Source organism: Cupriavidus taiwanensis (genome assembly GCF_900250075.1).
Classification (GTDB): domain Bacteria; phylum Pseudomonadota; class Gammaproteobacteria; order Burkholderiales; family Burkholderiaceae; genus Cupriavidus; species Cupriavidus taiwanensis_C.
Window position 1 is genome coordinate 3,461,692 of the sequence record NZ_LT977070.1, and the last position, 19,591, is coordinate 3,481,282.

General features: G+C 63.8%; 32 protein-coding genes. 3 read left to right on the plus strand and 29 right to left on the minus strand.

Annotated elements, in window-relative coordinates; all coding sequences use genetic code 11:
• The first annotated feature begins 241 nt into the window (after window positions 1–241).
• The 3 genes from yihA to CBM2588_RS16180 all read left to right on the plus strand — a co-directional run bounded on the left by yihA (window position 242) and on the right by CBM2588_RS16180 (window position 3,436).
• Window positions 242–955, plus strand: coding sequence for a ribosome biogenesis GTP-binding protein YihA/YsxC (yihA, locus tag CBM2588_RS16170; RefSeq protein WP_115681325.1), 714 nt, complete (start codon window positions 242–244; stop codon window positions 953–955).
• Between the two features lie 249 nt (window positions 956–1,204).
• Window positions 1,205–2,197, plus strand: a complete 993-nt coding sequence (gene hemB / locus CBM2588_RS16175; RefSeq protein WP_172583598.1) for a porphobilinogen synthase — start codon at window positions 1,205–1,207, stop codon at window positions 2,195–2,197.
• Window positions 2,198–2,215: 18 nt separating this feature from the next.
• Window positions 2,216–3,436 carry a magnesium transporter CorA family protein gene (locus CBM2588_RS16180; RefSeq protein ID WP_115681327.1) on the plus strand — a complete coding sequence of 407 codons (1,221 nt, stop codon included), beginning with the start codon at window positions 2,216–2,218 and terminating at the stop codon, window positions 3,434–3,436.
• Between the two features lie 30 nt (window positions 3,437–3,466).
• Here CBM2588_RS16180 and dsbD read toward each other — a convergent pair whose 3' ends face one another.
• From dsbD to rplD, 29 genes are all read right to left on the minus strand, one after another.
• On the minus strand, window positions 3,467–5,383 hold the full coding sequence (gene dsbD / locus CBM2588_RS16185) for a protein-disulfide reductase DsbD (RefSeq protein WP_115681328.1): 1,917 nt from the start codon (window positions 5,381–5,383) through the stop codon (window positions 3,467–3,469).
• Window positions 5,380–5,784 (minus strand): divalent-cation tolerance protein CutA, encoded by a 405-nt coding sequence (gene cutA, locus CBM2588_RS16190; protein ID WP_115681329.1) that lies wholly within the window; start codon window positions 5,782–5,784, stop codon window positions 5,380–5,382. The genes dsbD and cutA overlap by 4 nt, the downstream gene beginning before the upstream one ends.
• A gap of 124 nt (window positions 5,785–5,908) precedes the next feature.
• Window positions 5,909–6,304, minus strand: coding sequence for a 50S ribosomal protein L17 (gene rplQ, locus CBM2588_RS16195; protein WP_115681330.1), 396 nt, complete (start codon window positions 6,302–6,304; stop codon window positions 5,909–5,911).
• 135 nt (window positions 6,305–6,439) lie between these two features.
• Window positions 6,440–7,420 carry a DNA-directed RNA polymerase subunit alpha gene (locus CBM2588_RS16200; protein WP_010812374.1) on the minus strand — a complete coding sequence of 327 codons (981 nt, stop codon included), beginning with the start codon at window positions 7,418–7,420 and terminating at the stop codon, window positions 6,440–6,442.
• Window positions 7,421–7,585: 165 nt separating this feature from the next.
• Entirely contained in the window at window positions 7,586–8,209 is a 624-nt protein-coding gene (gene rpsD / locus CBM2588_RS16205) for a 30S ribosomal protein S4 (RefSeq protein ID WP_012354133.1), read from the minus strand.
• 301 nt (window positions 8,210–8,510) lie between these two features.
• Window positions 8,511–8,909: a 30S ribosomal protein S11 gene (gene rpsK / locus CBM2588_RS16210; RefSeq protein WP_010812376.1), complete on the minus strand. Its 399-nt coding sequence runs from the start codon at window positions 8,907–8,909 to the stop codon at window positions 8,511–8,513.
• A 24-nt stretch (window positions 8,910–8,933) separates the two neighbouring features.
• A complete protein-coding gene (gene rpsM, locus CBM2588_RS16215) occupies window positions 8,934–9,299 on the minus strand; it encodes a 30S ribosomal protein S13 (RefSeq protein ID WP_008642961.1) in 366 nt (121 codons plus the stop codon).
• A gap of 19 nt (window positions 9,300–9,318) precedes the next feature.
• Window positions 9,319–9,435: a 50S ribosomal protein L36 gene (gene rpmJ, locus CBM2588_RS16220; RefSeq protein ID WP_008642959.1), complete on the minus strand. Its 117-nt coding sequence runs from the start codon at window positions 9,433–9,435 to the stop codon at window positions 9,319–9,321.
• Between the two features lie 30 nt (window positions 9,436–9,465).
• Window positions 9,466–9,684, minus strand: coding sequence for a translation initiation factor IF-1 (gene infA / locus CBM2588_RS16225; RefSeq protein ID WP_010812378.1), 219 nt, complete (start codon window positions 9,682–9,684; stop codon window positions 9,466–9,468).
• Between the two features lie 23 nt (window positions 9,685–9,707).
• The gene (gene secY, locus CBM2588_RS16230) at window positions 9,708–11,051 is read right to left on the minus strand and encodes a preprotein translocase subunit SecY (protein WP_062801963.1); all 1,344 of its coding nucleotides are present in this window, start codon (window positions 11,049–11,051) and stop codon (window positions 9,708–9,710) included.
• 47 nt (window positions 11,052–11,098) lie between these two features.
• Window positions 11,099–11,533, minus strand: coding sequence for a 50S ribosomal protein L15 (gene rplO / locus CBM2588_RS16235; protein ID WP_012354135.1), 435 nt, complete (start codon window positions 11,531–11,533; stop codon window positions 11,099–11,101).
• 19 nt (window positions 11,534–11,552) lie between these two features.
• Complete coding sequence (rpmD, locus tag CBM2588_RS16240; RefSeq protein ID WP_010812381.1) at window positions 11,553–11,735, minus strand: 50S ribosomal protein L30; 183 nt, start codon at window positions 11,733–11,735, stop codon at window positions 11,553–11,555.
• Window positions 11,736–11,745: 10 nt separating this feature from the next.
• A complete protein-coding gene (rpsE, locus tag CBM2588_RS16245; protein WP_006160449.1) occupies window positions 11,746–12,264 on the minus strand; it encodes a 30S ribosomal protein S5 in 519 nt (172 codons plus the stop codon).
• A gap of 21 nt (window positions 12,265–12,285) precedes the next feature.
• Window positions 12,286–12,642 carry a 50S ribosomal protein L18 gene (gene rplR, locus CBM2588_RS16250; RefSeq protein ID WP_062802262.1) on the minus strand — a complete coding sequence of 119 codons (357 nt, stop codon included), beginning with the start codon at window positions 12,640–12,642 and terminating at the stop codon, window positions 12,286–12,288.
• Window positions 12,643–12,653: 11 nt separating this feature from the next.
• Window positions 12,654–13,187, minus strand: a complete 534-nt coding sequence (rplF, locus tag CBM2588_RS16255) for a 50S ribosomal protein L6 (protein WP_012354137.1) — start codon at window positions 13,185–13,187, stop codon at window positions 12,654–12,656.
• 10 nt (window positions 13,188–13,197) lie between these two features.
• The gene (gene rpsH / locus CBM2588_RS16260; RefSeq protein WP_010812384.1) at window positions 13,198–13,593 is read right to left on the minus strand and encodes a 30S ribosomal protein S8; all 396 of its coding nucleotides are present in this window, start codon (window positions 13,591–13,593) and stop codon (window positions 13,198–13,200) included.
• A 27-nt stretch (window positions 13,594–13,620) separates the two neighbouring features.
• A complete protein-coding gene (rpsN, locus tag CBM2588_RS16265; protein ID WP_010812385.1) occupies window positions 13,621–13,926 on the minus strand; it encodes a 30S ribosomal protein S14 in 306 nt (101 codons plus the stop codon).
• A 9-nt stretch (window positions 13,927–13,935) separates the two neighbouring features.
• Window positions 13,936–14,478: a 50S ribosomal protein L5 gene (gene rplE, locus CBM2588_RS16270; RefSeq protein WP_010812386.1), complete on the minus strand. Its 543-nt coding sequence runs from the start codon at window positions 14,476–14,478 to the stop codon at window positions 13,936–13,938.
• A gap of 25 nt (window positions 14,479–14,503) precedes the next feature.
• On the minus strand, window positions 14,504–14,812 hold the full coding sequence (gene rplX / locus CBM2588_RS16275) for a 50S ribosomal protein L24 (RefSeq protein ID WP_010812387.1): 309 nt from the start codon (window positions 14,810–14,812) through the stop codon (window positions 14,504–14,506).
• A 9-nt stretch (window positions 14,813–14,821) separates the two neighbouring features.
• Window positions 14,822–15,190, minus strand: coding sequence for a 50S ribosomal protein L14 (rplN, locus tag CBM2588_RS16280; RefSeq protein ID WP_010812388.1), 369 nt, complete (start codon window positions 15,188–15,190; stop codon window positions 14,822–14,824).
• Window positions 15,191–15,471: 281 nt separating this feature from the next.
• Window positions 15,472–15,750 (minus strand): 30S ribosomal protein S17, encoded by a 279-nt coding sequence (gene rpsQ, locus CBM2588_RS16285; RefSeq protein WP_010812389.1) that lies wholly within the window; start codon window positions 15,748–15,750, stop codon window positions 15,472–15,474.
• Window positions 15,747–15,941 (minus strand): 50S ribosomal protein L29, encoded by a 195-nt coding sequence (gene rpmC / locus CBM2588_RS16290; RefSeq protein WP_008642937.1) that lies wholly within the window; start codon window positions 15,939–15,941, stop codon window positions 15,747–15,749. The genes rpsQ and rpmC overlap by 4 nt, the downstream gene beginning before the upstream one ends.
• Window positions 15,942–15,952: 11 nt before the next feature.
• Window positions 15,953–16,369: a 50S ribosomal protein L16 gene (rplP, locus tag CBM2588_RS16295; protein WP_010812391.1), complete on the minus strand. Its 417-nt coding sequence runs from the start codon at window positions 16,367–16,369 to the stop codon at window positions 15,953–15,955.
• A gap of 2 nt (window positions 16,370–16,371) precedes the next feature.
• Window positions 16,372–17,172, minus strand: coding sequence for a 30S ribosomal protein S3 (gene rpsC / locus CBM2588_RS16300; protein ID WP_013958243.1), 801 nt, complete (start codon window positions 17,170–17,172; stop codon window positions 16,372–16,374).
• 9 nt (window positions 17,173–17,181) lie between these two features.
• Window positions 17,182–17,511, minus strand: coding sequence for a 50S ribosomal protein L22 (gene rplV, locus CBM2588_RS16305; RefSeq protein WP_003271370.1), 330 nt, complete (start codon window positions 17,509–17,511; stop codon window positions 17,182–17,184).
• Between the two features lie 9 nt (window positions 17,512–17,520).
• Window positions 17,521–17,796, minus strand: a complete 276-nt coding sequence (rpsS, locus tag CBM2588_RS16310; protein ID WP_012354138.1) for a 30S ribosomal protein S19 — start codon at window positions 17,794–17,796, stop codon at window positions 17,521–17,523.
• 22 nt (window positions 17,797–17,818) lie between these two features.
• Window positions 17,819–18,649 carry a 50S ribosomal protein L2 gene (rplB, locus tag CBM2588_RS16315; protein ID WP_115660935.1) on the minus strand — a complete coding sequence of 277 codons (831 nt, stop codon included), beginning with the start codon at window positions 18,647–18,649 and terminating at the stop codon, window positions 17,819–17,821.
• A 2-nt stretch (window positions 18,650–18,651) separates the two neighbouring features.
• Complete coding sequence (gene rplW / locus CBM2588_RS16320) at window positions 18,652–18,966, minus strand: 50S ribosomal protein L23 (protein ID WP_006576245.1); 315 nt, start codon at window positions 18,964–18,966, stop codon at window positions 18,652–18,654.
• Window positions 18,963–19,583 (minus strand): 50S ribosomal protein L4, encoded by a 621-nt coding sequence (rplD, locus tag CBM2588_RS16325; protein ID WP_022536862.1) that lies wholly within the window; start codon window positions 19,581–19,583, stop codon window positions 18,963–18,965. Before rplD ends, rplW begins: the two co-directional genes overlap by 4 nt.
• Window positions 19,584–19,591 lie beyond the last annotated feature (8 nt).

Sequence of the window (19,591 nt, forward strand, 5' to 3'; positions counted from 1 at the left end):
CGGCAGCCGAGGCACGCGGCATGGATGCCACGCGTCACCCGCTCAGGAGACCGTAAACCGGCGTATTGTACAATAAGTTATGTGCCGGATTGATGCCTTGCGCCTTGTCGTGCCCGCTTCGGGCTGCGCCAGATCAAGCCCCGGCGGGCGGCCAGCGGCCGCAGCCATCCCACCCTGGCGGAACCCCGGCCCTGGCGCGCGCTGCGCGTGGCCTGCGCGGCCCGCCCCACTGCTCTAGCGCATGTCCCTTCTTCACCAGGCCCGCTTCTTCATCACCGTGAACCACCTGCGCGACCTGCCCGCCACGGCCGTGCCCGAGGTGGCGTTCGCCGGGCGCTCCAACGCGGGCAAGTCCACCGCCATCAACATCCTGTGCAACCAGAAGCGGCTGGCCTTTTCGTCGCGCACGCCCGGGCGCACCCAGCACATCAACTATTTCTCGGTGGCGCCGGTCAAGGCGCCCGATCCGCTGGCGTTCCTGGTCGACCTGCCCGGCTACGGCTATGCCGAGGTCTCAGGCTCGGCCAAATACCACTGGCAGGGCCTGCTGAGCGATTACGTGCAGACGCGTCAGCAACTGGCCGGCCTGATCCTGATGATGGACGCGCGCCGGCCGTTCACGGACCTCGATTGCCAGATGGTCGAGTGGTTCCTGCCCACCGGGCGGCCCATCCACGTGCTGCTGACCAAGGCTGACAAGCTCACCAACAGCGAAAACGCCAAGGCGCTGCGCGAAACCCGCAAGATGCTGCAAGGCTATGCCGAGCAGCTGGAAACGCCGGTGCCGATGACGGCGCAGCTGTTCTCCAGCCTCAAGCGCCGCGGCATCGAAGAGGCGCAGGGCGTGATCGCCGGCTGGCTGAACCTGCCCGAAGCGCAGAAGCTGCAACGCGAGGCCGCCGCCGCGAACAACGCGCCCGCCGCCGTACCTCCCGCGTCCGATCCGGCCGCGTGATCCGGCAGCTGGCGCGCAAAAAAAAGCCCCGTCGCAAGCAACGGGGACAAACTTTCCCGCCGGTGGGGCGGGTACCCGCTCAGGGAGGAGTAGCGGGGGACACCGCGCCACGCAGCGCGCAACGCAAAGTGTCCGCGAGTATGATGGCGGGCACGCACAAAAGTTTAGTTTTTCTTCGGCCAGCCGCACGGCGCTGCGCGCGCCGCGCTTGCCGGCCTGCATTCCGTCCTCTTCCGCCAAGAAGCCGCCATGTCCACCTTTCCCGAGTTCCGCCCGCGCCGCATGCGCCGCGATGATTTCTCCCGTCGCATGATGCGCGAGCATCGCCTGTCCCCGGACAACCTGATCTACCCGGTCTTCATCCTCGACGGCCACAACCAGCGCCAGGCCGTCGCGTCGATGCCCGGCGTGGAGCGCGTGTCGGTCGACCTGCTGATGCCGGTGGCCGAAGACTGCGTCAAGCTCGGCATCCCGGTGCTCGCGCTGTTCCCGGTGATCGACCCGTCGCTGAAGACGCCCGACGGCATCGAGGCCATCAACCCTGACGGATTGGTGCCGCGCGCCGTGCGCGCGCTGAAGGACCGCTTCCCCGAACTGGGCGTGCTGTGCGACGTGGCGCTTGACCCGTACACCAGCCACGGCCAGGACGGCGTGCTCGACGACAACGGCTACGTGATCAACGATGCGACGGTGGAGATCCTGGTGCGCCAGGCGCTGGCGCAGGCCGAGGCCGGGGTCGACATCGTGGCCCCGTCCGACATGATGGATGGCCGCATCGGCGCGGTGCGCACCGCGCTGGAAGACAACGGCCATATCCATACCCGCATCATGGCGTACTCGGCCAAGTACGCGTCGGCGTTCTACGGCCCGTTCCGCGACGCGGTGGGCTCGGCCGCCAACCTGGGCAAGGGCAACAAGATGACCTACCAGATGGACCCGGCCAACACCGACGAGGCCCTGCGCGAAGTGGCGCAGGACATCCTGGAAGGCGCCGACATGGTGATGGTCAAGCCCGGCATGCCTTACCTGGATATCGTGCGCCGGGTCAAGGACGAGTTCCGCTTCCCGACCTACGTGTACCAGGTCAGCGGCGAGTACGCGATGCTCAAGGCGGCCGCGCAGAACGGCTGGCTGGACCACGACAAGGTGATAATGGAATCGCTGCTGGCGTTCCGCCGCGCCGGCGCCGACGGCATCCTGACCTATTTCGCGCGCGACGCCGCGCGGCTGCTGAAGGCCTGACGGCCGAACCGACTGCGCATGGAGCTGCTAGGGTTTTCAGCGAGCCAGGTTCACCCGCTCGCCTCTCTCACCGAGGCGGGCAACTTTCTGTCGGACAATGCAGCGTCGCTGTTCGTGTGGGCGGATTTTTCCACCGAAGAGGTCACCGCGGCGCCCGACGCATGGCGCGAGCAGGTGCGCCAGCTTGCCGGCGCGCCCATCCTCGACCTGCACCTCGCCGACGCCACCAACGCGGCGCATCCGTCGTACTTCGATACGACCCATGCGTACGACATGGTGATCTTCCGCAAGCTCACCTTCGAAACCAGCCGCGCCATCGCCGAGGCCGAGCCGCAAGACGCCGCCGGCACCGCTGGCACCACCAAGCCGCCCGCGGCCGAGGCAGCGGCCCGGCAGAAGCGTTATGCGCCCGGCTTCCTGCCGGCACTGGCCAAGATCGATACCCAGCCGGTCACGTTCTTCATGTTCGACACCGTGCTGGTGACGGTGCGCTCGGGGCCGTCGCGCACCGTCGACCAGGTGCGCCAGCGTTTGCTCGAGCTGTGCCAGGCGCCGCGTCCGCAAGCCGTGCCCGCGCGTGGCAACGGCCAGTCGCTGCTGCACGGCATCCGTCCGCCGAGCCGGCCCGAGGACCTGATGCTGCGGCTGCTCAACGCCATGGTCGACCGCTACCTGGAACTGCGCGCGCCGCTGACGCGCCAGCTCGACCGCTGGCAGCGCGCGCTGCTGAACTCGCGCCGCAGCTTCTCCAGCTGGGAAGGGCTGCTCGATGCGCGCATCCAGCTGCGCAAGCTGGAACACCTGAGCGAGGAGCAGCGCGACGCGCTGCAGGAGTTCCGCGACAGCCTGCTGGACAACCGCTACAGCAGCGACCAGCCGGGCGGCGCGGCCAACGCGCCGGGGCGCGACGAGGTGCTGCTGGTGCGCATCAACGACGTGATGGAGCATATCCAGCGGGTGCTGGCGCATGCGCGCCGGCTTGAGGATTCGATCGAATCGGCGGTGCAGATCCACTTCTCGGCGGTGGCGCACCGGACCAACCGCACCATGCGCGCGCTGACGCTGATTACGGCGCTGTTCATGCCGCTGACGCTGATCACCGGCGTGTTCGGCATGAACTTCGAGCGCATGCCCTGGCTGCAGGAGCCGCAGGGCTTCTGGTGGTCGATCGGCCTGATGGGCGCGGTGGCGGTGGTACTGGCGGCGTTGTGGGGCGTGGCGCGGCAGCTCGAGCGCTAGCCGCAGGCCTGGGTACGCCCTGCGTACGCTTCAGGTACGCGTGCGCGTACCGAACGCGCGCTCCAGGCTTTCCAGGAAACGGTTGGCCGACTGGTAGCCGATCACGCGCACCGGGCGCTCGCGCCCGTCCGGCCCGAACAGGATGATGCCGGGGGGCCCGAACAACCCGAAGCGCTTGAGCAAGGCCTTGTCGTCGGCATTGTTGGCGGTCACGTCCGCCTGCAGCAGCACGATCTCCGACAGCCGCGCGCGCACGCGCGGATCGACGAAGGTCATGCGCTCCATCTCCTTGCAGCTGACGCACCAGTCGGCATAGAAATCCAGCAGCACCGGCTTGCCCGCGGCGGCGGCCTGCGCCACCCGGGCGTCGAGTTCGGCCACGCTGCGCACGCGCTCGAAACGCACCGCCTCCGTACCACCGGCGTTTTCGCCGCCAGTGCGCGCTACGCTCAAATGCGACAGCGGCTGCAGCGGATCGCGTCCGCCCGAGGCCACGCCGATCAGCACGATCGCGGCGGCGATGGCAAACAGCATGCCCACGCCCTTGCCCACCCGCACCAGGTTGCGCGGATCAGGCCCCAGTCCGTCGAAGGCACCAAGGAACACCGCCGCCACCAGCAGCAGTGCCGCCAGCAATAGCATCGTGGCCCACGCCGGCAGCACCGGCCCCAGCATCCACAGCGCCACGCCCAGCAGCAGGAAGCCGAAGAAGCGCTTGGTCACCTCCATCCAGCGGCCGGCGCGCGGCAGCAGGTTGCCTGCACCCACGCCGACCAGCACCAGCGGCACGCCCATGCCCAGCGCCATCGCGAACAGCGCGGCGCCGCCGGTCACCGCGTCGCGGCTCTGTGCGATATAGGCCAGCGCGCCCGCCAGCGGCGCCGTCACGCACGGCCCGACGATCAGCGCGGAGATCGCCCCCATCGCCGCGGCGCCGGCCACTTGCCCGCCCTGGCGGCGGTTGGACGATTCCGTGAGCCGGGTCTGCCAGCGCTGCGGCAGCTGCAGCTCGTACAGGCCGAACATCGACAGCGCCAGCGCCACCATCAGCGCGGCGAAGGCACCGAGCACCCAGGGCTTCTGCAACGCGGCGGACAGCCCCTCGCCCAGCAGCCCCGCGGCCACGCCAACCGCGGTGTACACCACCGCCATGCCTAGCACATAGGCCAGCGACACCACCAGCGCGCGGCTGCGCGTGACGTGCTCGCCGACCACGATCGATGACAGGATCGGCACCATCGGCAGCACGCAGGGCGTAAAGGTCAGCAGCAGACCCAGGCCGAAGAACAGCGCGGCGATCAGGCCCAGGTTGCGGCTCGCCAGCGCCCCGGCGATACGGTCGCTGTCGTCGGCGCGCAGGGTCGCGGCCGCGCCCGGCACGGCGGGTGCTGCCGGTGCCGGGGCCGGCGCGGCCGCGGGCGCATCGCTGCGGCCGCGCTTGCCGAACAGGTCGGCCAGGGCGCTGCCGCCCACCTTGTGGACGCTTTCCATCGGCGGATAGCACAGGCCCTTGTCGGCGCAGCCCTGGGAAGTCACCGTCAGCGTCCATTTGCCGTCGGTGGGGTCGGCCTCGACCGGCACGCGGATGACCACGCTGTCGCGGTAGGTTTCCATCTCCTTGCCGAAGGTCTCGTCGAACTTGACCTTGCCCGGAGGATAGACCGGCGAGCCCAGTTTCACGCCCGCCGGCTGGGCGGCGAAGGCGAAGCGTTCGCGGTACATGTAGTAGCCCGGCGCCACATCGAAGCGCACCTCGATGGTCTTGTCGCCGGGCTGGCTGGCGGCAAAGCGAAAGGCTTGCTCCGGCGGCAGGAAGTCGTCCTCGGTGGCGGCGTGAAGGCTGCCCGCCAGGCACAGCCAGGCCAGCGCCGCCAGCAGCGCTGCGGCAATATGCCGCGCCCACATCTGCCCGGGCGTGCCCGCCCGCCGTGCCAAACCGATAGTCATGAAGCCGATTCCTGTCTGTTCTGATCCCGGGGTGCTGCCGTACCTGCTGCGGCGCCGGCGGTCTCGCCGCGAACCCATTCCAGGTAGGGCCCGTAGCCCGCTGACACGGGCCACGCGAGCAGCTCCGGCACCTCATAGGGGTGATGTTGCCGGATCACGGCCTCGAGCGCAGCGTAGCGTGCGCGCGTGGTCTTGATCAGCAGCGGCCATTCCTGCGCCCGTTCGAGCTTGCCCTGCCACCAGTACTCGGATTCGACCGGCGCCAGACGGTTCACGCAGGCGGCGGCGCGCGCCTCCAGCACGGCCCGCGACAAGCGCGCCGCGGTGTCGGCATCGGGAGCATTGGTCATGGCGACGAGCACCTCGTCCGGGCCGGTAAATTGGTCAGTATGGCTTTGCATCGACACTCCCCCGCGGCCGGCCATCGCCGACCCGCACAAAACAAAAGAGCCAGGCGGATGCCTGGCTCGATTGTAAGCGGTGCGCCCGGAACCGTCGCACGACGGCTGCGGGCAGGGAACGTACTTATTCCGCGGCTTCTTTGGCCGGGGCTTCGGTGATTTCCGGGCGATCCACCAGCTCGACCAGCGCCATCGGCGCGTTGTCGCCCTGACGGAAGCCGAACTTCAGGATGCGGGTGTAGCCGCCCGGACGGGTGGCGTAGCGCGGGCCCAGCTCGGTGAACAGCTTGGTGACCATGTCGCGGTCGCGCAGGCGGGCGAACGCCAGGCGGCGGTTGGCAACGGTGTCCTTCTTGGCCAGCGTGATCAGCGGCTCGACAACCTTGCGCAGTTCCTTGGCCTTGGGCACGGTGGTCTTGATCAGCTCGTGCTGGAACAGCGAGTTGGACATGTTGCGCAGCATCGCGAGACGGTGCGACGAGGTGCGGTTCAGTTTCCGCAGACCATGACGGTGACGCATGATGATTCCTTTCAGTTAAGTGTTTGACCAGCTCTTCTATCGTCCGATGCGGCGGGACGCGGGCCGGTAGTCATACATGCCCCGGCCACAGCCGGGGCGGTTGCTGCGATGCGGGACGGATGCCCCGCGCCACAATTACTTTTCCAGACCTGCGGGCGGCCAGTTCTCGAGCTTCATGCCGAGGGTCAGGCCGCGCGAGGCGAGGACTTCCTTGATCTCGTTGAGCGACTTGCGACCCAGGTTCGGGGTCTTGAGCAGCTCGTTCTCGGTACGCTGGATCAGGTCGCCGATGTAGTAGATGTTTTCGGCCTTCAGGCAGTTGGCCGAACGCACCGTCAGCTCCAGGTCGTCGACCGGGCGCAGCAGGATCGGGTCGATCTGCGGCGTGCGGCTCGAAGCGGCCTCGGCGGCGGACTCGGTGCCTTCCAGCGCGGCGAACACGGACAGCTGGTCGACCAGGATGCGGGCCGACTGGCGGATCGCTTCCTCGGGCGAGATCACGCCGTCGGTTTCGATGTTCATCACCAGCTTGTCGAGGTCGGTACGCTGCTCCACGCGGGCGGATTCAACCGCGTACGACACGCGGCGCACCGGCGAGAACGAGGCGTCCAGCACGATGCGGCCGATGACCTTGCCGGATTCGTCGCCGAACTTGCGCACGTTGCCCGGCACATAGCCGCGGCCTTGCTCGACCTTGATCTGCATGTCCAGCTTGCCGCCGGCCGACAGATGGGCGATCACGTGGTTCGGGTTGATGATCTCGACGTCGTGCGGCAGCTCGATATCGGCGGCCGTGACCACGCCTTCGCCATCCTTGCGCAGCGACACCGTGACTTCGTCGCGGTTGTGCAGCTTGAACACCACGCCCTTCAGGTTGAGCAGCAGGTTGACGACGTCTTCCTGCACGCCGTCGATGGTGGAATACTCGTGGACCACCCCAGCGATCGTGACTTCGGTCGGGGCATAACCGACCATCGACGACAGCAGCACGCGACGCAGGGCGTTACCGAGCGTATGGCCGTAGCCGCGCTCGAACGGCTCCATCACGACTTTGGCGTGATGGTCGCCCAGAGGCTCGACGGCGATGATTTTTGGCTTGAGGAGTGCTGTTTGCATTAGGTTGTCCTTTTCAATACCCTCGGCTCGTTACACCGATAAGGCTGACGTTTGGAACCTGGAAATCCCATCGTAACGATGGGCGAAGCCCGACGCGCGCGAAGCGCGTCGGGCTGAAGGAGAAGCTTTGCGACGAACGCAAGCTCTGGGCCGGCTGCTCGCGGATTAACGCGAGTACAGTTCGACGATCAGGCTTTCGTTGATGTCGCCCGAGATATCGGCGCGATCCGGGACTTGCTTGAAGGTGCCTTCGAACTTCTTGGCATCCACGGCGACCCAGGTCGGGAAGCCCGACTGCTCGGCCAGCGACAGCGCTTCGGCGATACGGACCTGCTTCTTCGACTGCTCGCGGATGGTGATGACGTCGCCCGACTTGATCTGGGCCGACGGCACGTTCAGGGTCTGACCGTTCACCAGGATCGCCTTGTGCGACACCAGCTGGCGCGCTTCAGCGCGGGTCGAGCCGAAGCCCATGCGGTACACCACGTTGTCCAGGCGCGATTCCAGCAGTTGCAGCAGGTTTTCGCCGGTGTTGCCCTTGCGGCGGTCGGCTTCGGCGAAGTAGCGGCGGAACTGGCGCTCGAGCACGCCGTAGATGCGCTTGACCTTCTGCTTTTCGCGCAGCTGGTTGCCGTAGTCGGAGGTGCGGGCACCCGAGGTGCGGCCATGCTGGCCCGGCTTGCTGTCCAGCTTGCACTTGTCGGCCAGCGAGCGGCGCGAGCTCTTCAGGAACAGGTCGGTGCCTTCACGGCGGGAAAGTTTGGCCTTCGGGCCGGTATAACGTGCCACGTTGTCTTCCTTTGATCGATCACGGCGCCTTAAGGACGCGCCGTGAGTCCGCCAACGCAGTGCCGGCGCGGTGCAACAGGGCACACGCCAGACCGTGACGGACGGTGGGCTTATTAAGCGCGCCCCGTTGGGGAGGCGTGCTGCAAGCAATTTACCAATACGCCGGCATCATAATGTGCCCTTTACGGCACTGACGCGGCGCAAAACGAAAACCTGCCGCATAAAAATGCAGCAGGTCAACGCGCGATACTAGCATATCCGAAACCGGCAGGTAAACCCGCCGGGCTCGGACGCCAACGCATCAGATGCGGCGGCGCTTCGGCGGACGGCAGCCGTTGTGCGGAATCGGCGTGACGTCTTCGATGATCGCGATCTTGATGCCCAGCGCGTTCAGCGCGCGGACAGCCGATTCACGACCCGGGCCGGGGCCCTTGATACGCACTTCCAGGTTCTTGATGCCCTGGTCTTGCGCCACGCGGCCGGCGTTCTCGGCAGCAACCTGGGCAGCGAACGGGGTCGACTTGCGCGAACCCTTGAAGCCCTGGCCACCGGCGGTCGCCCACGACAGGGCGTTGCCCTGGCGATCGGTGATCGTGATGATGGTGTTGTTGAACGAAGCGTGGACGTGCGCAATGCCGTCGGCAACGTTCTTCTTGACCTTCTTACGCGCGCGAGCGGCGTTATTCGGACCTTTTGCCATTAGTTTCTTCCTCTGCCTTCGGCTTTACTTCTTCAGAGCCACGCCGGCCTTGCGCGGACCCTTGCGGGTACGGGCGTTGGTGCGCGTACGCTGGCCGCGCATCGGCAGGCCCTTGCGGTGACGCATGCCACGATAGCAACCAAGGTCCATCAGACGCTTGATGTTCATCGTGGTTTCACGACGCAGGTCACCCTCGACCGTGACCTTGCCCACTTCGTCACGAAGCTTTTCCAGGTCGGCGTCGGTCAGGTCCTTGACCTTCTTGTCAAACGGTACACCGGTGGCCTCGCAAATCTTGCGGGCGCGCGAGCGGCCGATACCGTAAATAGCCGTCAGGCCGATTTCGGTATGCTTGTGGTTCGGGATGTTAACCCCTGCGATACGTGCCATTCGTCAATCCTCTTTCCGATTAGCCTTGGCGTTGCTTGTGGCGGGGATCCGACGAGCAGATCACGCGCACGACACCGTTGCGCTTGATGATTTTGCAGTTGCGGCAAATGCGCTTAACAGAAGCCAGCACTTTCATAATTTTCCTCTTCCTTCAATTCCTGTTCGCTCACTTCGTCCGGAAGACGATTCGTGCGCGCGAGAGATCATATGGGGTCAGTTCGACCGTCACCTTGTCACCCGGAAGGATCCGGATGTAGTTCATTCTCATCTTGCCGGAGATATGGCCCAGCACTACATGGCCATTCTCCAGCTTGACTCGGAACGTCGCATTGGGCAGGTTTTCCAGGACCTCGCCCTGCATCTGGATGACGTCGTCTTTAGCCATACCTAGCCTGTACCGATCCGAAGTCAGCGCAAGGTCAGATTGCCCTTGAAATTCGCCTTCTTCAGCAGCGACTCATACTGCTGCGACATGACATAGGACTGAACCTGGGCCATGAAGTCCATCGTGACCACCACGATGATCAGCAGGGAGGTTCCGCCAAAATAGAACGGAACGTTCCAGCGCAGCACCAGGAATTCCGGCAACAGGCAGACCAGTGTGATGTAGATCGCACCAGCCAACGTCAGACGCACCAGGATCTTGTCGATATAGCGCGTCGTCTGCTCGCCCGGACGAATGCCCGGAATGAAGGCACCGCTTTTCTTCAGGTTGTCTGCCACTTCACGGCTGTTGTACACCAGGGCCGTGTAGAAGAAGCAGAAAAATACAATCGCAGCAGCGTACAGCAGGATGTAGACCGGCTGGCCCGGCGACAGCGTGGCAGCCAGGTCCTTGATGAACCGGCCGACCGTGCCCGTCGAGTCAGACGTGAACCAGCCCGCGATCGTCGCCGGGAACAGGATGATCGACGATGCGAAGATCGGCGGAATCACCCCTGCCATGTTCAGCTTCAGCGGCAGGTGCGACGACTGGCCGCCGTACACCTTGTTGCCGACCTGACGCTTGGCATAGTTCACCAGGATCTTGCGCTGGCCACGCTCGACGAACACCACGGCGAAGGTCACACCGATCACGATCGCCACGATGAAGATCGCCGCGATGATGCTCATGGAACCCGTGCGGACCAGTTCGAACAGTCCGCCGATCGCGTTGGGCAGGCCCGCCGCGATACCGCCGAAGATGATGATCGAGATGCCGTTGCCCAGACCCCGCTCGGTGATCTGCTCACCCAGCCACATCAGGAACATCGTGCCGGTCACCAGCGTGATCACCGCCGTGGCCCGGAACATCAGGCCCGGATCCAGCACCAGCCCCGGCTGCGACTCCAGCGCGACCGCGATCGACAGCGCCTGGAACGTGGCCAGGACCACGGTGCCGTAGCGCGTGTACTGCGTGATCTTGCGCTGCCCTGCCTGCCCTTCCTTCTTCAGCGACTCCAGCTGCGGCAGCACGATCGTCAGCAACTGCATGATGATCGACGCCGAGATGTACGGCATGATGCCGAGCGCGAAGACGGTAAAGCGCGACAGCGCCCCGCCCGAGAACAGGTTGAACATCCCGAGGATGCCACCCGACTGACTCTGGAAAAGCTTCGCAAGCTGCTCCGGATCGATACCGGGCACCGGAATATGAGCGCCGATGCGGTACACGATCAGGGCCAGCACCAGGAACATCAGCCGGCGCTTGAGGTCGCCGTACTTCGCCGTGTTCCTGGCTTGCGCGCTTGCATTGGGTTTCGCCGTGGCCAAACGATGCTCCGACTATGACTGCCTATGCTGCGATGAATGCTGCCGTATCAGGCTGCGATCTGGCCGCCGGCGGCTTCGATCGCGGCCTTGGCGCCAGCGGTGGCGCCCAGACCCTTGATCGTCACCTTGCGGGTCAGCTCGCCGGCCTTGATGACCTTGGCGCTCTTGACCAGGTCGCCGACCAGGCCAGCCTGCTTCAGGACCAGCAGGTCGACTTCGGCCGCTTCCAGGCGCTCGATGTCACGCAGCGTGACTTCGGCGGTGAACGCCTTGGTCAGCGAGGTGAAGCCGCGCTTCGGCAGGCGACGATACAGCGGCATTTGACCGCCTTCGAAGCCCACCTTGTGGAAGCCGCCCGAACGCGACTTCTGACCCTTGTGACCGCGACCGGCGGTCTTGCCCAGGCCGGAGCCGATACCGCGGCCGACGCGACGCTTGGCGTGCTTCGAACCGGCAGCCGGTTTCAGGTTGTTCAGTTGCATCTTGCTCTCCAAGTCCCGATCAGGCCAGAACCTTGACCAGGTACGAGACCTTGTTGATCATGCCGCGCACGGCGGGCGTGTCCTGCAGCTCCGACACCGAGTTGATGCGGCGCAGGCCCAGGCCACGAACGGTGGCGCGATGATCCTCGCGCGTGCCGATCAGGCTGCGCACGAGTTGCACTTTTACGGTTTTCTGCGACATTGCGTTCACCTTAACCCAGGATGTCTTCGACCGACTTGCCACGCTTGGCGGCGATTTCGCCCGGCGTGCTCATCTTCTGAAGGCCGTCCAGCGTGGCGCGAACCATGTTGTACGGGTTGGTGGAGCCGTGCGACTTGGTCACCACGTTGGTGACGCCCATCACTTCGAAGATCGCGCGCATCGGGCCGCCGGCGATCACGCCGGTACCTTCCTTGGCGGGCATCATCAGCACCTTGGCGGCGCCGTGCTTGCCAACGACTTCGTGTTGCAGCGTGCCGTTCTTCAGCGAGACCTTGACCATCTTGCGACGGGCTTCGTCCATTGCCTTCTGAACAGCAACCGGCACTTCCTTGGCCTTGCCCTTGCCCATGCCGATGCGGCCATCGCCGTCACCGACCACGGTCAGCGCAGCGAAACCGAGAATCCGGCCACCCTTCACCACCTTGGTGACACGGTTGACCGAGATCATCTTCTCGCGGAGGCCGTCGTCGCGTTCGTCCTGTTGGACTTTTGCTTGCATCTTTGCCATGACGTATCTCTCTCTATGCGCTTAGAACTTCAGGCCAGCTTCGCGGGCGGCGTCTGCCAGGGCCTTGACGCGGCCATGGAAACGGAAGCCGGCGCGGTCGAAGGCGACGGTTTCCACGCCGGCAGCCTTCGCCTTCTCGGCGATGCGCTTGCCCACGACGGTAGCGGCAGCGGCGGTAGCGCCCTTGCCTTCCAGTTCCTTGCGCACTTCTGCCTCGACGGTCGAAGCCGAAGCCAGCACCTTGGTGCCGCACTCGGAGAAGACCTGGGCGTAAATGTTCGAATTCGTACGGAACACGGTCAGACGATTGACTTTCATCTCCGCGATCTTGGCGCGGGTCTGACGTGCACGGCGCAAACGAGCGTCTTTCTTGTTCATCATTGCACCCCTTACTTCTTCTTGGTTTCCTTCAGGATGACGCGCTCGTCGCTGTAGCGCACACCCTTGCCCTTGTAGGGCTCGGGCGGGCGGTACGCGCGGACTTCCGCGGCAACCTGACCGACTTTCTGCTTGTCCGCACCCTTGATCAGGATTTCGGTCTGCGTCGGCGTTTCAGCCTTCACGCCTTCCGGCATCTCATGGATCACGTCGTGCGAGAAACCAAGCTGGAGCTTCAGCGCAGTGCCTTGCAGCTGGGCACGATAGCCCACGCCAACGAGGTTCAGCTTGCGCTCGAAACCGGTGGTCACGCCCTTGACCATGTTCGCCGCCAGGGCGCGCATGGTGCCTTGCAGGGCGTTTGCTTCACGCGACTCGTCAGCCGGCGCGAAGGTCAGCGTGTCGTTCTCGACATTGACCTTGACCAGGCTGTGAATCGGCTGCGACAGCGTACCCAGCGGACCCTTCACGGAGAGCACGCCAGCTGCCACGTTCACTTCCGCGCCCTTGGGGAGCGCGATGGGAGCCTTACCTACACGGGACATGGTTCTCTCCTTAAGCGACGTAGCAGAGAACTTCGCCGCCCACGCCGGTGGCGCGAGCCTTGCGGTCGGTCATCAGACCCTGCGGGGTCGAGATGATCGCCACACCGAGGCCGTTCATCACTTGCGGAATGTCGCTGCGGCCCTTGTACACGCGCAGGCCGGGCTTCGAGACGCGCTCGATGCGCTCGATCACCGGACGGCCGGCGTAGTACTTGAGACCGATGCTCAGTTGTGCCTTGCCGCCATCTTCCTGGACGGCGTAGTCGTCGATGTAGCCTTCGTCCTTCAGGACCTTGGCGATTGCCACTTTCAGCTTCGACGACGGCATGACAACCGACGCTTTCTGCACGCCCTGGGCGTTGCGGATGCGCGTCAGCATATCGGCGATAGGATCGCTCATGCTCATACTGTTTCTCCTGTAGCCTGTGCGTAATTACCAGCTGGCTTTCGTCAGACCCGGGATTTCGCCCTTGAAGGCGATTTCGCGGATCTTGTTACGCGCCAGGCCAAACTTGCGGAAGGTACCGCGGGGACGACCGGTGATCGCGCAGCGGTTGCGCTGGCGGGTCGGGTTCGCGTTGCGCGGGAGCTGCTGCAGCTCGAGACGCGCGCTGTAACGCTCTTCTTCCGACTTTTCTTGGTCGTCGATAATGGCCTTGAGGTTGGCGCGCTTGGCGGCATACTTTGCCACCAGCTTGGCGCGCTTCTTCTCACGTTCAATCAGAGCCAGTTTAGCCACGGTTACCCCTTAATTGCGGAACGGGAACTTGAACGCACCGAGGAGGGCCTTGGCTTCCTCGTCGTTCTTTGCCGTCGTCGTGATGCTGATGTTCAGACCACGCAGTGCGTCGATCTTGTCGTACTCGATTTCGGGGAAAATGATCTGCTCTTTCACACCGATGTTGTAGTTGCCACGACCGTCGAACGAACGGCCCGACACACCACGGAAGTCACGCACGCGCGGCAGGGCCACGGTGACGAAACGATCGAGGAATTCGAACATGCGCTCGCCGCGCAGGGTCACCATCGCACCGATGGGATAGCCCTGGCGGATCTTGAAGCCGGCGATGGCCTTCTTGGCCTTCGTCACGACCGGCTTCTGACCGGCGATCTTGGTCAGGTCGCCCACGGCGTTTTCAATGATCTTCTTGTCATTGATGGCTTCGCCAAGACCCATGTTCAGGGTGATCTTGGTGATGCGCGGCACTTCCATGACCGACTTGTAGCCGAACTGCTCGATCAGCTTCGGCACAACCTGTTCTTTGTAAAACTCTTGCAGACGTGCTGCCATGCTCAACTCCTATACGTGCCCAGAATCAAGCTGCCACGACGGCGCCGGTGGTCTTCAGCACGCGCACGCGCTTGCCGTCTTCCACCTTGATGCCGACGCGCGACGGCTTGCCATTGGCATCCACGAGCGCAACGTTGGAAATATGCAGCGGCATGACCTTGTCGACCACACCACCGGTAGTGCCCAGCATCGGGTTCGGGCGGGCATGCTTCTTGGCGATGTTCACGCCTTGCACCGCAACCTTGTCGCCGAGGACGGCTTGCACGGTACCGCGCTTGCCCTTGTCCTTGCCGGTCAGCACGATGACTTCGTCGCCTTTGCGAATCTTGTTCATGGCGGCTCCTTACAGCACTTCCGGAGCGAGCGACACGATCTTCATGAAGCGCTCGGTACGGAGTTCACGAGTCACCGGCCCGAAGATACGGGTGCCGATCGGCTCGAGCTTGTTGTTCAGCAGGACGGCGGCGTTGCCGTCGAACTTGATCAGCGAACCGTCAGCGCGGCGCACGCCCTTGGCGGTACGCACGACGACGGCGTTGTAGATGTCGCCCTTCTTGACGCGACCGCGCGGCGCTGCGTCCTTGACGGTCACCTTGATGATGTCGCCAACGCTTGCGTAGCGGCGCTTGGAGCCACCCAGCACCTTGATGCACAGCACTTCGCGCGCACCAGTGTTATCGGCCACTTCGAGCCGGCTTTCTGTCTGAATCATGGTGTTTGTCTTCCCAACTTAATCCGCCAGGTGCGATAGCGCCCGTCGGTCAGTCTTGGTCCCGTCGGTTCCGGCCTTGCGCCAGCACCGTATGGGTTGATCAACTTTGAAGTCGGTAGGAGCCTGGCAATCCGACTAAAAAAACATCGGAGCCGCCTGGCCCTGGCTCGCTCAACAGGCCCGCCCGGGTGGTACAACTAAGGCGAACGCAATAAAGCGGAAGTCCAGGATTATAGCTACATAATCCTGGACTTGCAAGTCAAGCTAAGAACGTGTTGTTCTTAGATGACGCGTGCAGCCTCTACCAGCCGGGAAACCACCCAGGACTTGGTCCGCGACAGCGGACGGCCTTCCTGGATTTCGACCTTGTCGCCTTCCTTGTACTGGTTGGCTTCGTCGTGTGCGTGGTACTTCTTGGAACGCAGCACGTACTTGCCGTACAGGGGATGCTTGACGCGGTTTTCCACCAAGACCGTAACGGTCTTGTCCATCTTGTCGCTCACGACACGGCCGACCAGGGTGCGGCGAAGCGACTTTTCCGTTTGTGCAGCTTCAGTCATTTCGCGTTCGCCTTTTCAGTCAGCACGGTTTGCACGCGCGCGATGTCCTTGCGAACCTTCTTCAGCTGGCTGGTGTTCTGCAGCTGTTGGGTTGCCTTTTGCATGCGCAGGCTAAATTGGGCCTTCAGCAGCTCGGAGAGCTCCTGGTTCAGGCCTGCGGCGTCCTTGCCGCGAAGTTCGGATGCTTTCATCCCTGCTCTCCTTACGTCCCGACCTGGCGCACCACGAAATTGGTGGCGATCGGCAGCTTGGCCGCTGCGAGGCGGAACGCCTCACGTGCCAGGTCTTCGCTCACGCCATCCATTTCGTACAGCATCTTGCCCGGCTGGATTTCAGCCACGTAGTACTCCGGATTGCCCTTGCCGTTACCCATACGGACTTCGGCGGGCTTCTTCGAGATCGGCTTGTCCGGGAAGATCCGGATCCAGATGCGGCCGCCACGCTTGATGTGGCGGGTCATCGCACGACGTGCCGACTCGATCTGACGAGCCGTCAGGCGGCCACGGCCCATTGCCTTCAGGCCGAATTCGCCGAAAGACACGGCGTTGCCACGGGTAGCCTTACCCGTGTTGCGGCCCTTCTGCTCCTTGCGGTATTTTCTGCGCTTAGGTTGCAGCATCGTTATTCTCCACTCTTCGCATCGCCAGGCGCACCGCGGCGACCGGCACCTGCACCGGCGCCACCGCGACGGTTGCCACCCGGACGGCCTTCGCCTTCACGGCGGCGGCCTTCCGGACGACCCGGGCGACGACGACGGTCGTCTTGCGGCTCTTCCACCACCGGCGCGTCATTGCGGCCGAGGTGATCCCCCTTGTAGACCCACACCTTGACACCGATGATGCCGTAGGTGGTTTCTGCCTCGGAGAAGCCGTAGTCGATGTCGGCGCGCAGGGTGTGCAGGGGCACACGGCCTTCGCGGTACCACTCGGTACGTGCGATTTCGATACCGTTCAGACGGCCGGCGCTCATGATCTTGATACCCTGGGCGCCCAGGCGCATCGCGTTCTGCATGGCGCGCTTCATGGCGCGGCGGAACATGATGCGGCGCTCGAGCTGCTGGGTGATCGAGTCGGCGATCAGCTGAGCATCGGTTTCCGGCTTGCGGATTTCCTCGATGTTCACGTGCACGGGCACGCCCATGCGACGCTGCAGTTCGGCCTTCAGCAGTTCGATGTCCTCACCCTTCTTGCCGATCACCACGCCCGGACGCGAGCTGTAAATGGTGATGCGGGCATTGCGGGCGGGGCGCTCGATCACGACGCGGCCAACCGATGCGTTCTTCAGCTTCTTCTTCAGGAAGTCGCGAACTTCGATGTCTTCCTTCAGCATGCCGGCGAACTTCGTGTTGCTGGCGTACCAGCGCGAAGCCCAGTTACGGCTGACAGCCAGACGGAAGCCAGTCGGATGAATCTTCTGTCCCATCGTGACTCCTTAGTTGCCGAGCGTCACAGTGATGTGACAGGTTTGTTTCTCGATGCGGTTGCCGCGGCCCTTTGCCCGTGCCGTGAAGCGCTTGAGCGAGGTTGCCTTGTCGACGTAGATCGATTTGACCTTGAGTTCGTCGATGTCGGCGCCTTCGTTGTGCTCGGCGTTGGCGATGGCCGATTCGACCACCTTCTTCACGATCCCGGCAGCCTTTTTCGGGCTGAACGTCAGGACGTTGAGCGCGCGCTCGATCGGCAGACCACGGATCTGGTCAGCGACCAGGCGCGTCTTCTGGGCGGAGATGCGGGCACCGCGATGAATCGCTTTCACTTCCATGATGGCACCTTACCTCTTCGCTTTCTTGTCAGCCGCGTGGCCCTTGAACGTGCGGGTGATCGCAAATTCGCCGAGCTTGTGGCCAACCATGTTTTCCGTAACGTACACCGGCACGTGTTGACGGCCGTTGTGAACGGCGATCGTCAGGCCAATGAACTCCGGCAGAATGGTCGAGCGGCGCGACCACGTCTTGATGGGCTTCTTGTCCTTGCCGCTGGTTGCAACTTCCACCTTTTTCAGCAGGTGGGCGTCGCAGAACGGACCCTTTTTAGCGGAACGAGTCATATCTTTAGCTCCTACCTACCGATTAACGCTTGTGGCGCTTCTGGACGATCATGCTGTCCGTGCGCTTGTTGCTGCGGGTACGGTAACCCTTGGTCGGGGTACCCCACGGCGACACCGGATCGCGGCCAGCAGCGGTCTTGCCCTCGCCACCACCGTGCGGGTGGTCGACCGGGTTCATCACCACGCCGCGGACCGTCGGGCGGATACCGCGCCAACGGGTCGCACCGGCCTTGCCGATGACGCGCAGGCTGTGCTCTTCGTTGCCCACTTCACCGACGGTGGCGCGGCACTCGATGTGCACGCGGCGCACTTCGCCGGAGCGCAGGCGAACCTGGGCGTACAGGCCTTCACGGGCCAGCAGCACGGCGGAACCGCCAGCGGCGCGGGCGATCTGGGCGCCCTTGCCCGGCAGCATTTCCACGTTGTTGATCGTGGTACCGACCGGAATGTTGCGGATCGGCAGGTTGTTACCAGCCTTGATCGGCGCTTCCGAGCCATTCAGCAGCGCTTGGCCGGCAACCATGCCCTTGGTGGCGATGATGTAGCGGCGCTCGCCGTCGGCGAACACGACCAGCGCGATGTTGGCGCTGCGGTTCGGATCGTATTCCAGGCGCTCGACCTTGGCGGGGATGCCGTCCTTGTCGTTGCGCTTGAAATCGACCACGCGGTAGTGGTGCTTATGACCACCGCCCTTGTGGCGGGTGGTGATATGACCATTGTTGTTACGGCCCGACTTCTGGAATTGCTTTTCCAGCAGCGGAGCGTGCGGGGCGCCCTTGTGAAGGTCCTTGTTGACGACCTTCACCATCGAGCGACGACCCGGGGAAGTCGGCTTGGTCTTGACGAGTGCCATGATTACTTGGCCTCCGCTTCAAAATTGATTTCCTGACCCGGCTTCAGCGACACGTAAGCTTTCTTCACGTGGTTGCGACGGCCCATGAAACGGCCGAAGCGCTTCTGCTTGCCCTTCTGGTTCAGGATCTGAACGGACTGCACCTCGACCTTGAACAGCAGTTCGACGGCGGCCTTCACTTCTGCCTTGTTGGCATCGCGAGCCACTTCGAACACGACTTGTTCATTCTTGTCGGCGACCAGGGTTGCCTTTTCGGAAACCACCGGCGCGAGCAGCACCTGCATCAAACGATGATCGTTCTTGGCTACTTGCGTCATTTCAGCAACTCCTCGATCTGCGCGACGGCTGCCTTGGTCACCAGCACCTTCTTGTAGTGCACGAGCGACAGCGGATCAGCCTGGCGCGGCTCGACAACTGCCACGTGCGGCAGGTTGCGCGAAGCCAGGTAGAGGTTTTCGTCGAGGCTGTCGGTGATGATCAGCACCGAGTCCAGGCCCATGGCCTTGAACTTGTCGGCCAAGAGCTTGGTCTTGGGCGCGTCGACGGTGAAACCGTCCACCACATTGATACGACCTTCACGTGCGAGCTGCGAGTAAATCGAGCGCATGCCGGCACGGAACATCTTCTTGTTGACCTTCTGGCTGAAGTTCTCTTCCGGCGAATTCGGGAAGATACGGCCGCCCCCGCGCCACAGCGGCGAGGAAGACATACCGGCACGAGCACGGCCCGTACCCTTCTGGCGCCACGGCTTCTTGGTCGTGTGCTTGACCTCTTCACGATCCTTCTGCTTGCGGTTGCCGCTGCGCGCGTTGGCCTGGTAAGCGACGACGATCTGGTGAACGAGGGCTTCGTTGTAGTCACGGCCGAACACTTCGGGCGACGCGTCAACGCCGGCGCCGATCTGGCCATTGTCCTGGAGGAGCTTGAGTTCCATTACATGCG

Excerpts from the sequence above, each read along its gene's own strand:
- rplD (WP_022536862.1), bottom strand. The coding sequence starts at position 19,583 with ATGGAACTCAAGCTCCTCCAGGACAATGGCCAGATCGGCGCCGGCGTT.
- CBM2588_RS16200 (WP_010812374.1), bottom strand. The coding sequence starts at position 7,420 with ATGCAAACAGCACTCCTCAAGCCAAAAATCATCGCCGTCGAGCCTCTG.
- rpsS (WP_012354138.1), bottom strand. The coding sequence starts at position 17,796 with ATGACTCGTTCCGCTAAAAAGGGTCCGTTCTGCGACGCCCACCTGCTG.
- rpmJ (WP_008642959.1), bottom strand. The coding sequence starts at position 9,435 with ATGAAAGTGCTGGCTTCTGTTAAGCGCATTTGCCGCAACTGCAAAATC.
- yihA (WP_115681325.1), top strand. The coding sequence starts at position 242 with ATGTCCCTTCTTCACCAGGCCCGCTTCTTCATCACCGTGAACCACCTG.
- rplB (WP_115660935.1), bottom strand. The coding sequence starts at position 18,649 with ATGGCACTCGTCAAGACCAAGCCGACTTCCCCGGGTCGTCGCTCGATG.
- rpsH (WP_010812384.1), bottom strand. The coding sequence starts at position 13,593 with ATGAGCATGAGCGATCCTATCGCCGATATGCTGACGCGCATCCGCAAC.
- cutA (WP_115681329.1), bottom strand. The coding sequence starts at position 5,784 with ATGCAAAGCCATACTGACCAATTTACCGGCCCGGACGAGGTGCTCGTC.
- rpmC (WP_008642937.1), bottom strand. The coding sequence starts at position 15,941 with ATGAAAGCATCCGAACTTCGCGGCAAGGACGCCGCAGGCCTGAACCAG.
- rplO (WP_012354135.1), bottom strand. The coding sequence starts at position 11,533 with ATGCAACTGAACAACCTGAAACCGGCTGCCGGTTCGAAGCACGCCAAG.
- rplX (WP_010812387.1), bottom strand. The coding sequence starts at position 14,812 with ATGAACAAGATTCGCAAAGGCGACGAAGTCATCGTGCTGACCGGCAAG.
- rpsE (WP_006160449.1), bottom strand. The coding sequence starts at position 12,264 with ATGGCAAAGATGCAAGCAAAAGTCCAACAGGACGAACGCGACGACGGC.
- rplE (WP_010812386.1), bottom strand. The coding sequence starts at position 14,478 with ATGGCAGCACGTCTGCAAGAGTTTTACAAAGAACAGGTTGTGCCGAAG.
- infA (WP_010812378.1), bottom strand. The coding sequence starts at position 9,684 with ATGGCTAAAGACGACGTCATCCAGATGCAGGGCGAGGTCCTGGAAAAC.
- rpmD (WP_010812381.1), bottom strand. The coding sequence starts at position 11,735 with ATGTCGCAGAAAACCGTAAAAGTGCAACTCGTGCGCAGCCTGATCGGC.
- dsbD (WP_115681328.1), bottom strand. The coding sequence starts at position 5,383 with ATGACTATCGGTTTGGCACGGCGGGCGGGCACGCCCGGGCAGATGTGG.
- rplN (WP_010812388.1), bottom strand. The coding sequence starts at position 15,190 with ATGATTCAGACAGAAAGCCGGCTCGAAGTGGCCGATAACACTGGTGCG.
- rplR (WP_062802262.1), bottom strand. The coding sequence starts at position 12,642 with ATGAACAAGAAAGACGCTCGTTTGCGCCGTGCACGTCAGACCCGCGCC.
- rplW (WP_006576245.1), bottom strand. The coding sequence starts at position 18,966 with ATGACGCAAGTAGCCAAGAACGATCATCGTTTGATGCAGGTGCTGCTC.
- rplF (WP_012354137.1), bottom strand. The coding sequence starts at position 13,187 with ATGTCCCGTGTAGGTAAGGCTCCCATCGCGCTCCCCAAGGGCGCGGAA.
- rpsC (WP_013958243.1), bottom strand. The coding sequence starts at position 17,172 with ATGGGACAGAAGATTCATCCGACTGGCTTCCGTCTGGCTGTCAGCCGT.
- rpsK (WP_010812376.1), bottom strand. The coding sequence starts at position 8,909 with ATGGCAAAAGGTCCGAATAACGCCGCTCGCGCGCGTAAGAAGGTCAAG.
- hemB (WP_172583598.1), top strand. The coding sequence starts at position 1,205 with ATGTCCACCTTTCCCGAGTTCCGCCCGCGCCGCATGCGCCGCGATGAT.
- rplQ (WP_115681330.1), bottom strand. The coding sequence starts at position 6,304 with ATGCGTCACCGTCATGGTCTGCGGAAACTGAACCGCACCTCGTCGCAC.
- CBM2588_RS16180 (WP_115681327.1), top strand. The coding sequence starts at position 2,216 with ATGGAGCTGCTAGGGTTTTCAGCGAGCCAGGTTCACCCGCTCGCCTCT.
- rpsM (WP_008642961.1), bottom strand. The coding sequence starts at position 9,299 with ATGGCACGTATCGCAGGGGTTAACATCCCGAACCACAAGCATACCGAA.
- rplV (WP_003271370.1), bottom strand. The coding sequence starts at position 17,511 with ATGGAAGTGAAAGCGATTCATCGCGGTGCCCGCATCTCCGCCCAGAAG.
- rplP (WP_010812391.1), bottom strand. The coding sequence starts at position 16,369 with ATGCTGCAACCTAAGCGCAGAAAATACCGCAAGGAGCAGAAGGGCCGC.
- rpsQ (WP_010812389.1), bottom strand. The coding sequence starts at position 15,750 with ATGACTGAAGCTGCACAAACGGAAAAGTCGCTTCGCCGCACCCTGGTC.